9 protein-coding genes are annotated in these 10606 nt (G+C 71.6%); 3 read left to right on the plus strand and 6 right to left on the minus strand.

The features are described from left to right. Nucleotides 1-11: 11 nt before the first annotated feature. From AB0F82_RS27045 to hemL, 5 genes are all read right to left on the minus strand, one after another. Nucleotides 12-785, minus strand: a complete 774-nt coding sequence (locus tag AB0F82_RS27045) for a cytochrome c biogenesis CcdA family protein (RefSeq protein ID WP_356814859.1) — start codon at nucleotides 783-785, stop codon at nucleotides 12-14. 4 nt (nucleotides 786-789) lie between these two features. Then, the gene (locus tag AB0F82_RS27050; protein WP_362632023.1) at nucleotides 790-1416 is read right to left on the minus strand and encodes a TlpA family protein disulfide reductase; all 627 of its coding nucleotides are present in this window, start codon (nucleotides 1414-1416) and stop codon (nucleotides 790-792) included. 87 nt (nucleotides 1417-1503) lie between these two features. Next, the gene (locus AB0F82_RS27055; RefSeq protein ID WP_362632025.1) at nucleotides 1504-2739 is read right to left on the minus strand and encodes a hypothetical protein; all 1236 of its coding nucleotides are present in this window, start codon (nucleotides 2737-2739) and stop codon (nucleotides 1504-1506) included. 202 nt (nucleotides 2740-2941) lie between these two features. Continuing rightward, nucleotides 2942-3640 (minus strand): histidine phosphatase family protein, encoded by a 699-nt coding sequence (locus AB0F82_RS27060; RefSeq protein ID WP_356814856.1) that lies wholly within the window; start codon nucleotides 3638-3640, stop codon nucleotides 2942-2944. Beyond that, entirely contained in the window at nucleotides 3637-4959 is a 1323-nt protein-coding gene (hemL, locus tag AB0F82_RS27065) for a glutamate-1-semialdehyde 2,1-aminomutase (RefSeq protein WP_362632028.1), read from the minus strand. Before hemL ends, AB0F82_RS27060 begins: the two co-directional genes overlap by 4 nt. 133 nt (nucleotides 4960-5092) lie before the next feature. Between hemL and AB0F82_RS27070 the strand changes: the two genes are divergently transcribed. Continuing rightward, complete coding sequence (locus AB0F82_RS27070; RefSeq protein ID WP_362632030.1) at nucleotides 5093-5701, plus strand: hypothetical protein; 609 nt, start codon at nucleotides 5093-5095, stop codon at nucleotides 5699-5701. Between the two features lie 650 nt (nucleotides 5702-6351). Further along, nucleotides 6352-7854 (plus strand): ice-binding family protein, encoded by a 1503-nt coding sequence (locus AB0F82_RS27075; protein WP_362632032.1) that lies wholly within the window; start codon nucleotides 6352-6354, stop codon nucleotides 7852-7854. A 387-nt stretch (nucleotides 7855-8241) separates the two neighbouring features. Here the strand turns inward: AB0F82_RS27075 and AB0F82_RS27080 are convergent, their stop codons facing one another. After that, the gene (locus AB0F82_RS27080) at nucleotides 8242-9594 is read right to left on the minus strand and encodes a COG1470 family protein (RefSeq protein WP_362632034.1); all 1353 of its coding nucleotides are present in this window, start codon (nucleotides 9592-9594) and stop codon (nucleotides 8242-8244) included. 235 nt (nucleotides 9595-9829) lie between these two features. Between AB0F82_RS27080 and AB0F82_RS27085 the strand changes: the two genes are divergently transcribed. Beyond that, nucleotides 9830-10495 (plus strand): helix-turn-helix transcriptional regulator, encoded by a 666-nt coding sequence (locus tag AB0F82_RS27085; RefSeq protein WP_356815541.1) that lies wholly within the window; start codon nucleotides 9830-9832, stop codon nucleotides 10493-10495. Nucleotides 10496-10606: the final 111 nt, after the last annotated feature.

Raw genomic sequence — 10606 nt, forward strand, 5'->3', positions numbered from 1 at the left:
CCGTTAAGTCCTCAGATCCCCACCGTGAAGGTTTGGGTCCAGCTCTGCATGTCGCTGACGATGCTGTCCCACATTCCTGTGACGAGCAGCAGTCCGGTCAGGATCAGCATGCCGCCGCCGATGCGCATCACCCACGCGTAGTGCCGCTTCACCCACCCGAACGCGCCGAGCGCCTTGCGGAAGGCGATCGCGGCGAGGATGAAGGGCACGCCGAGGCCCAGGCAGTAGACCACGGTCAGCAGGGCGCCGCGGCCGGCGCTCGCCTGGTCGAGGGAGAGGGTGGTCACGGCGGCGAGGGTCGGGCCCATGCAGGGGGTCCAGCCGACGCCGAAGAGCACGCCGAGCAGGGGCGCGCCGAGCAGGCCCGCCGTCGGCTTCCGGTGGAAGCGGAACTCCCGCATCGTCAGACCCGGGACGGCCCCCATGAAGAAGAGGCCCATGAAGATCACCACGCCGCCCAGGACGCGGGAGATGATCTCGTTGTTCTCCCGGAGGGTCTCGCCGAAGTATCCGAAGAGCGCGCCGGTGGAGACGAAGACGGCGGTGAAGCCGGCGATGAACAGGAGCGCGCCCGCCAGCATCCGCCCGCGGCGGGCCTCGGCGAGGTCGGCGCCGCTGACGCCGGTCACGTAGGAGAGGTAGCCGGGGACGAGCGGCAGCACGCAGGGAGAGAAGAAGGAGACCAGGCCGGCGAGGAGTGCGATCGGCAGTGCGAGGAGCAGTGCGCCGTTCAGCACCGTCTCGTTCACACCGGTGGCCTCGGCGGCGAGGACGTACGGGACCACGAGGTCACTGCTCCGCGAGGACGGGGTCGATCATGGAGCGCAGCTGCTCCTCGCTGAGGGGGGCCAGGGTGCGCGCCGCGATCCTGCCCTCCCGGTCCAGGACGAGCGTGGACGGGATGGCGTTCGGGTTGAGGCTGCCCTTGGGGAAGCGCAGCAGCAGTTTGCCGTCGGGGTCGTAGAGGCTCGGGTAGGTGATCCCGAAGGTCTCCTCGAAGGAGGCGGCGTTCTGCTTGCTGTTGTCGCGGACGTTGACGCCGACGAAGACGACGTCCTTGCCCGCGTCGGCGAGTTCCTTGGAGACCTTCGCGAAGGACGGGGCCTCGGCGCGGCACGGCGGGCACCAGGAGCCCCACACGTTGAGGACGACGACCTTGCCCTTGAGGGCCGTGGTGTCGAGCGTCTTGCCGTCGACGGTCTCGCCGTCGAGCTTGGGGGCCTCGGTGCGCTCGCCCTTGGCGGCGGTGGAGACGCCCTTCGCGCCCGTGACGTAGTTCCCGCCACTCCCGGTCGGCTTGCCGCTGTCCGAACCGTCGCACGCCGTGAGGGCGAGGGCGCCGGTGAGGGTCACCGCGGTCAGCAGGAGGGCGCGGCCGCCGGTCGAGCGGCGTCGGGGGGCGCGGCTAAGGCTCATGTGAAAAGTTTCGCATGAACGGTTCCGCGATCTGTCGCGCCCCCCGGGCCGATGTCAATGCCCTGGTCAGAGGATGGGCAGTACCGGTCAGGCGGCCGTCAGGTACGCGTTCCAGCCACCGGTGGGCGACTGGCCGGGGCCGAGGGTGCGCAGCCGGGCGAGCACCTTGGGGTCCTGGACGTCCAGCCAGTCGGTGAACTGCCGGAAGGATACGAGCCGTACATCCCTTTTGTCCGCCATGCCCTTGAGTGCTTCCTCGACCGCGTCCATGTAGATGCCGCCGTTCCACTGCTCGAAGTGGTTGCCGATGAAGAGGGGCGCGCGGTTGGTCTCGTAGGCCCGGCGGAAGCCGCCGAGGTAGGTGGCGGTGGCCTGGGTGCGCCAGGCCGGGTAGTTGGCGGGTACGCCCTGCGTGGTGTTCTTCGACTGGTTGGCGAGGATGTTGTAGTCCATCGACAGCACCTCGAAGGAGTGCCCGGGGAAGGGCAGGGACTGCAGCGGCAGGTCCCAGACGCCCGACCGGCGCACGGGCCAGACCTGGAGGCCGCCGGGCGAGCTGGAGTCGTAGCGCCAGCCCAGCTTCTGGGCGGTCGGCAGGAGGGTGTCCCGGCCGAGGAGGCAGGGGGTGCGGGAGCCGGCCAGTTCCTTGCGGTAGTCGAAGGGCAGCGGTTCCACGTCGGTGAAGCCGGTGTTGGTGCGCCAGTTCGTGACGAAGGACACGGCCTGGTCGATCTCGCTCTGCCAGTCGTCCGGGGTCCACCGGGCGACGGAGCCGGGCCCCCCGCAGAAGTGGCCGTTGAAGTGGGTGCCTATCTCGTGCCCGTCGAGCCACGCCTCGCGGACGTACTTCAGGGTGGCGCGGACGTTCTCGTCCTTGAGGTAGCCGATGTCCGAGGCGCCGACGGGGTTGTTGGGCGGACGGTAGAGGCTCCGCTTCGACTCGGGCAGCAGGTGGAGGCCGGAGAGGAAGAAGGTCATGGCCGCGCCGTGGTCCTTGGCGAGCTTGAGGAAGCGCGGGAAGAGGCCGTTGCCGATCTCCCCCGCGCCGTCCCAGCTGAAGACGACGAACTGCGGCGGCGTCTCGCCCGGCCGGAGCGGCACGGGCCGGTCGGGCTGGTGGGGCTGCGGGCCGGTGTCGGCGGTGGAGCCGTCACCGATGGGCCTGGCCGGCGGCCGCTCGCCGGGCTCCGGGTCCTTCACGGGTCCGGGAGCGCCGGGACCGGACACATCGGGCAGACCGCAGCCGGCGACTCCCATCGCGGCCGCGGCGCCGAGTCCCAGTCCCAGCAGCCCCCTCCGACCGACTCCCCTGTTGTCGCGCATGTCACCGTCCCCCTCGTCGTCAACACGTCCCGACCCGAAGCCCATGGAGACGGACAAGCCGACCGGACCTGTGTGCTGACACGGTGATTCCCGCGCATCTTGTATTTAATTAGACAGGCCTGTAACGGCCCGTAACAGACCGTCGGATCACTCCCGGAACCGACCCGGGGCAGACGCGGATCAGACGAGGATCAGGCTCGGATCAGGCGCCGAACGCCTTGGACGCGCCCTTCACCGGCTTGGCGCCGGCCAGCAGGTGGGCCGGGACCAGGTCCCGGGCCGGCTCGCTGTAGCCCACCGACACGAGCTTGTCGCCCTGGAAGGTGAAGGACGTCAGGGACGCGAGGGTGCACTGCCGGCGGCGCGGGTCGTGCCACAGCCGGCGCTTCTCCGCGAAGCTGCGCACGATCCAGATCGGCAGCTGGTGGCTGACCGCCACCGCCTCCCGGCCGCGGGCCGCGTCGCGCGCCGACTCCAGCGCGCTCATCATCCGGACCACCTGCTCGACGTACGGCTCGCCCCAGGAGGGCTTGAACGGGTTCGTCAGGTGCTTCCAGTTGCCGGGCTTGCGCAGCGCCCCGTCGCCGACGCCGAAGGTCTTGCCCTCGAAGACGTTCTCCGCCTCCAGCAGCCGCCCGTCCGTCGCCAGATCCAGGCCGTGGGCCTTGGCGATCGGCTCGGCCGTCTCCTGCGCCCGCTCCAGAGGGGAGGACACCACGTAGGCGATGTCCCGGCTCTTCAGGTGCTCGGCGACCCGGTCCGCCATCCGGCGGCCCAGCTCGGAGAGGTGGTAGCCCTCGCGGCGCCCGTACAGGACCCCGTCCGGGTTGTGCACCTCGCCGTGGCGCACCAGGTGCACGACGGTGAGGTCGGACTTCGCTTCACGGCCGTCGTTGCTCATGCGGTGGCCTCCGCGGCGGCACGGGCGGCGGCCGGCAGTGCCGCCGCGACGCGCTCGATCGCCTTGTCGTCGTGGGCGGTGGAGACGAACCAGGACTCGAAGGCGGACGGCGGCAGGTAGACGCCCTGCGCCAGCATCGAGTGGAAGAACGCGTTGAAGCGGAAGCTCTCCTGCTTCTTCGCGTCGTCGTAGTCGCGCACCGCGTCCGCGGTGAAGAAGACGGAGAACATGTTGGACGCGGTCTGCAGGCGGTGCGCCACACCCTCCTTGGCGAGCGCCCCGGTGACCAGGGACTGGATCTGCGCCGAGACGGCGTCGACCTTCTCGTACGCGGCCGCGTCGAGCAGGCGCAGCTGCGCGAGGCCGGCGGCGGTGGCGACGGGGTTACCGGAGAGCGTGCCGGCCTGGTAGACGGGCCCGGCCGGGGCCAGGTGGCCCATGACGTCGGCGCGGCCGCCGAAGGCCGCGGCGGGGAAGCCGCCGCCCATGACCTTGCCGAAGGTCATCAGGTCGGGCTTGACCCCGTCGACGCCGTACCAGCCGGCGCGGGAGGTCCGGAAGCCGGTCATGACCTCGTCGGAGACGTAGAGCGCGCCGTTCTCGCGGCAGAGGTCCGCGAGTCCCTGGTTGAAGCCCTCGGCGGGGGTGACCACGCCCATGTTGCCGGGCGCGGCCTCGGTGATCACGCAGGCGATCTCGCCGGGGTGCGCGGCGAAGGCCGCCCGTACCGCTTCGAGGTCGTTGTAGGGGAGCACGATGGTGTCGCCGGCCTGTGCGCCCGTGACGCCGGGGGTGTCCGGCAGCGCGAAGGTCGCGAGCCCGGAACCGGCGGCGGCGAGCAGCGCGTCCACGTGACCGTGGTAGCAGCCGGCGAACTTCACGACCTTGGCGCGACCGGTGAAGCCGCGTGCCAGCCGGATCGCCGACATGGTGGCCTCCGTCCCGGAGGAGACGAGCCGCACCTGCTCCACGGGTGTGACGCGCGCGACGATCTCCTCGGCGAGCGCCACCTCGCCCTCACCGGGCGTGCCGAAGGAGGTGCCGCGGGCGACGGCGGCCTGGACGGCCTCGATCACCTCGGGGTGGGAGTGGCCGAGGATCATCGGCCCCCACGAGCAGACGAGGTCCACGTACTCGCGGCCGTCGGCATCGGTGAGGTACGGACCGGTGCCGGACACCATGAACCGGGGCGTACCGCCCACGGCGCGGAAGGCGCGCACGGGAGAGTTCACGCCGCCGGGGGTCACGAGGGAGGCGCGCTCGAAGAGCGTCTGCGAAACTGGGGCTTCATACGGGTACGGGTAGCTCACACCAGCCATGGTCTCAGAGGCTGCGACAGACTTGCGGGCGGGCGTTTCACCGCGTCGCCGCGGGGGAGGTCACTGCCATGATGATCAGGCTGCGCGGCGGGCGCCGCGGGGCCGTGGCGAGCAAGACCAGTCGGGTGGAGATATGCAACGCGGTGGTGGACCGGGCGAGGGTACGGACGGCCTCGATCCGCAGCGCGCCCGCGAAGCCCGCGAGGCCCGCCGCCGGGGCAAGCACCGCCGGCGCGCCACCGAGGCGGCCGACGCCGTGCCGGAGGCCGCGACGACGCCGCAGGACCTGCCCAGGGGCCGCGGCATGGGAGTGACGTACAAGTACTTCGGCGCCCCGGACGGTGCCACGGCGGCGCGGGTCCCGGTGACGATGCGGCCGGAGGAGCTCGGCGGCGACGAGCTCGGCATGGGCGGCCTCTTCACCAAGATCAAGCCGGAGACGGTGGCCGCGATGGTCCTGACCGGCATCGAGGGCATACCCCTGCACAAGGTGCCCCCGCTGGAGCTGGTCGTCCTGCACCCCGACTACGCGGTGGTCAAGCTCCCCATGACGGTGGTCGACCCGCTGCGCGGGATCGGCGAGGAGTCCGTGGGCGCGGCGGCCTTCATCTGGTCCACGGTCCCGGACCGCGGCGGCCCGAGCGACGCCTTCAACGTCTACCAGCTGCTGCACGAGTGGCAGGATTTCAGCCACCGTCTGCACGAGGCCGGACACCAGCCGTACTGCCTGGTCTGGCCCTGATCCCTCCCCTCCGGCGCCGATCGGCGGCCCTCCACAAGGGCGTCCCGGCCCGCCCGGAGGCCGGCGGTCGGGGCACGTCGAGGACGCACAACCGAGGAACGTGCCCGGTTGCGGACTGCGCGTGCCCCGCTGCGACTGCCTGACGCGAGCCCACGCCCGCCCCTTCCGGGCGCCCCGCCCCGCGGGTCGGCCCGGCTCCGGGCGCGGCCGGCGGCCGGGCACCCGACAGGTCCGCACGTGCGTGCACCCCATCAACTCCTGACACCGCGTCACTCATGCAGACGCTTTTGCCGATTTGAAGCTATTGCACGGAAATATGCGTGAATACTCCCGGATGACGGCTCATCACATGTCTGCCTGGTAGCCACTTCGCGGTGCCGCTCAGGATCAGCCTGCGCGACGGGGCGGGGTGGGGGCCTGCGGCCCTGAGCGGTCATCGTCGCGGGCGCTCGGGCGCCTCCTCCGGGAGGACTGAGGCCCGAAGCAACAAGAAAGGTCCTGCTGTGGCATTGGATGTCATCCGGTCGGGTCCACCCGACAAAAGGCCCAGACGCAATCTGTTCAAACGGGGAGTCCTCGTCCTGCTCCCCGCCGCGCTCCTGGCGGCGGCAACCCTGGTCCCGAACCTCGCTCACGCTCTGGAAGCCCCCGTGAACCTGGGGACCGCCACCAATTACGCGGTCCTGGCCGGTTCGACGGTCACCAATACCGGCCCCACCGTCATCAACGGCGACCTGGGGCTCCACCCGGGCACATCGGTGACCGGCTTCCCGCCCGGCATCGTCAACGGAACGCAGCACATCAACGACGCCGCCGCCGCTCAGGCGAAGTCCGACCTCGTCATCGCCTACAACGACGCGGCGAGCCGGGGACCCGGCACCGCCACGCCGCCCGACATCGGCGGCCAGACACTGGCGCCGGGCGTCTACACGGCCTCGTCGACACTGAACCTCACCGGAACGGTCACTCTCGACGGCCAGAACAACCCCGAGGCCGTCTTCATCTTCCAGATCCCCTCGACCCTGATCACAGCTCCGGCGAGCGTCGTGGCCCTGATCAACGGAGCAAACGCCTGCAACGTGTTCTGGCAGGTGGGGAGCTCCGCCACGCTCGACACGAACACCCAGTTCAAGGGCAACATCCTTGCCCTGACGTCCATCACGCTGAACACCGGCGCCGTGCTCGAAGGCCGCGCCCTGGCGCGCAATGGCGCGGTCACGCTGGACACCAACACCATCACCAGGGCGGCCTGCGCCGTCGGCCCGCCTGGGCCTCCCGGACCGAGCGGGCCTCCCGGACCGACCGGCTCTCCCGGCCCGACCGGTGCCCCTGGCCCGACCGGTGCCCCTGGCCCCACGGGTGAGCCCGGACCGACCGGCGCGCCCGGCCCCACGGGTGAGCCCGGACCGACCGGCGCGCCCGGCCCCACGGGTGAGCCCGGACCGACCGGCGCGCCCGGCCCCACGGGTGCCCCCGGCCCCACGGGTGCCCCCGGACCGACCGGCAGCCCTGGTGCACCCGGCCCCACGGGCGCACCCGGCCCCACGGGCGCACCCGGCCCCTCCGGCAGCCCCGGCGCACCCGGCCCCGTTGGACCCGCAGGACCTGCCGGACCTGCCGGCCCCGTAGGACCCGTAGGACCCGCCGGACCTGCCGGACCTGCCGGACCTGCCGGACCCGCCGGACCCGCCGGACCCGCCGGACCCGCCGGACCCAAGGGGCCGCGCGGCGACAAGGGTGAAGATGGCGACTCGGGTGATCACCACCACGGTCACGGCGACGACGGTGAAGACGGCCACGGCGAGCACGACCACGAAAGGCCGCCCGGCCACGGTCACGACGACCACGGAAAGCCCGGCCACGGTCACGACGACCAGGGCAAGCCCCCGTGGGCCGACTTCCTGCCAGGCGGCCTCGACGACGCCCTGGGCCAGTTCGGTCCCGGCCACGCCGCCAAGAGCGTCAACTTCGCCCACGTGAGCGCCGCCACCGGCCGACAGCCGAAGGAGGCGCCGGCAGACCTCGCCGCGACCGGCTCGGGCAGCGGTGCCGGCATCATGGCCGCCGCCGCGGCCGCGCTGGCGTTCATCGCAGGCTCGGCCTTCTTCGCCATGAAGAGGACCCGGGGAGGCACGGCAACCCGACAGGACTGACCCGTCGCGGGCATGACCGTCCCGCGCGTTGAGCCATTCGCCACCGAGCTCCCGGACATTCGTCCGGGGGCTCAGTGGTGCCCGCGCGTGATCGGCGGCAAGGCTCAGGGTGTTCCTGCAGCAGCAGCCGTGGCCGCCCGTACGGTCGGCGCCGACCGGGGACGGGGAGCAGGGGGGAGAAGGCGTCGAAATGCAGCCATATTTTTCTGTACTGTCTTGCTACCGCCCAGTAGGTCGGCAATAGCCGTGGAACGGCGTAACCGCACCGGAAGGCGCCATTGCCGACGACCCGTCACCAGTCCGTCCGGTAAGCACTTTCCGGACGGACCGGAGCGGGTCCGCTTTGTTCCTGGGCGAGCCTGACGGACGATGTCCGTGCCGCTCGGGTCACCTGAGGTCGCTCAGCACACCACTCACGTTGAGGACTTCGTGGCACTCCTGCGCCTGACGGCCGGTGGCCGGCGTGCCCGGCTTTGCACAGGTCACCTGGACAGTCACAGTCTGGCTCTCGGTGATGCTGATGGGGGTGACCCAGTGGTAGTCCTGGTTTCGGAACGTCTCCAGCGCGATCGTCGTGATCTTGCGGTCACCGAAGTTGATCGTCACCACGCCCTCGTCGCCCTGGAAGTTGGCGACGACGAGGTCCGTGATGCCGAACACCTTGCCCGCCGGCACCGTGTAGGAGCCGGTCTTGGACTGGCCGCCGCCGGTCTGCAGGTCGATGGTGGCCGAGCTCTGCAGCCCGCCCCCACCGCCGCCGGCCCCGCCACCACCCGTACCGCCGCCGCCCGCTCCGGGCTGGTTGCCCTTCGCCGCGCCCGGGGCCGTGCCCGCGCCGCCCGGCTGCTTGCCGTCACCGGTCACCGGGGTCTGCCCCGCCCCGTCCGCGGCGGGCGCCGGGTTCCTGGCCGCCTCGGCGGCGGCCTCCTTGGCGGTGCTGCGCACGGCCGGGCGCACCAGCATGAACCAGGCGAGCAGCAGCGCGAGCAGCGCCGCCAGAACGGCGAGCAGCCACGTCGGGAAGATCGGGATCTGGACGAACTCCACGTCCAGCGGAGCCCGCACGTTCTCCGGCTCGGGCCGCACCGTGGCGGCGTCGCCGTCCTCACCGTCCTTGGTCTCGGCCACCTCCACGGTGAACGGCCAGGTCACGGGGGATCCGAACCACACCGGGCCTCCGGCGCGCACCTTCAGCACCACCTCGGCGGACTCGCCCGGCTCCAGCTTCAGCGTGGCCGGGGCGAAGTCGAACTTCAGGTCCTCACCGGGCTGCGCGGGCGTGAAACCGACCCGTACCGGGGAGTTCCCCTCGTTGCGCACGGCGATGCGGTAGCGCCCGCGGAGCCAGCCGCGGCGGCGTTTGGGAGCGCTCTCCGCGCGAAGCTCCCGGAACTCCTCGACGTGCACGGTGGTCTCGGGAACCCGGACCGCCTCGGGCTGCTCGGTGGGCAGCACACGCACGGCGAGCGGCACGTCCCCGGCCCGCACCTGGGGCGAACGGGGCGGCGCCAGACGGATCGTCACCGTTTCCGAGGTGCCCGGATACAGCGAGACGCGCTCGGGTTCCACCGTGGTCCAGGCAGCGCAGTCGCCGACGACCTCCAGGCGGTACGCCTCGACGATGTCGCTGTCGTTGCGGACGGTCAGGCTCGTGGTGGCGGTACCGCCCGGCATCACCGACACCGGCTCGATGTCGAGGACGGGCGCGCCAGGGCTGGGAGATGCAGCTGGGGATGTCACGCCACGACGCTACGCCGACGCCCGCGCCGCCTCCACGGACGCGGGGGCAAGGCCCCGGGCAGTCCCGATGCCCCCACAGACTTCCCAACTCCTCATGTACGGCCATCGGTTGGATCTCAGCGTCGAGATCCGAGCAAGCCGGCCAATTCCGCTACCCCACGTACGCATCACGGAACAGGTACGACACATGCGCTGCGCTGACACCAACAGCCCCGTCCTCACGTCCCACACCGGCATGTCCCAGCCCCCCAGCCCGGCCCCTCCCCGCAGAACCGGCCGACGGGTGACCGTGGCCGTGTACGCGTCGGACCCGATCCTGCGCGTCGGGGTCGTCCACCAGCTGCGCCAACGCCCCGAGATCGAACTCGTCCCCGACACGGACGCCGACGCCGCGCAGGTGTCGCTGGTGACCGTGGACAGCGTGGACGACGAGACCGCCGCACTGCTGTACCGGCTGCGGCACAACCCCGGCACGCGCACCGGGCTCGTGGTCGGCACCTTCGCATCCGGGGACGCCCTGCAGCGCGCCATCGAATGCGGGGTCAGCGCGGTGCTGCGGCGCGCCGAGGCCGACCAGGACCGGCTGCTGCGGCTGGTCCTGGCGATAGCGAACGGCGAGGGCGTCCTGCCCGGCGACCTCCTCGCCAAGCTCCTCGACCACATGGGCAGCCTGCAGCGTTCGGCGCTCGATCCGCGCTCCGTGTCCCTGTCCACCCTGACCTCCCGCGAGGCGGACATGCTGCGCCTGGTGTCGGAGGGCCTGGACACCGCGGAGATAGCGCGCAAGACCTCGTACTCCGAACGGACCGTCAAGAACGTTCTGCACGAGGTGATCACGCGCCTGCAGCTGCGCAACCGGACGCACGCGGTCGGCTACGCCCTGCGCAACGGGCTGATCTGACGCCCGGACGGACGGTGGCGGGCGGGGACGGCCGCCCGCCACTGCCCGAAAGCGCAACGCACGCTTCCCCCGCATCCGGCCCCGAGGCCCTGCCGCACCGGCCGGTCCCGG

The organism is Streptomyces virginiae (assembly GCF_040638905.1).
Lineage (GTDB): Bacteria > Actinomycetota > Actinomycetes > Streptomycetales > Streptomycetaceae > Streptomyces > Streptomyces virginiae_B.

What these genes read in the sequence shown, in the direction of transcription:
- hemL (WP_362632028.1), bottom strand. Translation starts at nt 4,959, where the DNA reads ATGGCTGGTGTGAGCTACCCGTACCCGTATGAAGCCCCAGTTTCGCAG.
- AB0F82_RS27050 (WP_362632023.1), bottom strand. Translation starts at nt 1,416, where the DNA reads ATGAGCCTTAGCCGCGCCCCCCGACGCCGCTCGACCGGCGGCCGCGCC.
- AB0F82_RS27070 (WP_362632030.1), top strand. Translation starts at nt 5,093, where the DNA reads ATGCAACGCGGTGGTGGACCGGGCGAGGGTACGGACGGCCTCGATCCG.
- AB0F82_RS27085 (WP_356815541.1), top strand. Translation starts at nt 9,830, where the DNA reads ATGTCCCAGCCCCCCAGCCCGGCCCCTCCCCGCAGAACCGGCCGACGG.
- AB0F82_RS27060 (WP_356814856.1), bottom strand. Translation starts at nt 3,640, where the DNA reads ATGAGCAACGACGGCCGTGAAGCGAAGTCCGACCTCACCGTCGTGCAC.
- AB0F82_RS27055 (WP_362632025.1), bottom strand. Translation starts at nt 2,739, where the DNA reads ATGCGCGACAACAGGGGAGTCGGTCGGAGGGGGCTGCTGGGACTGGGA.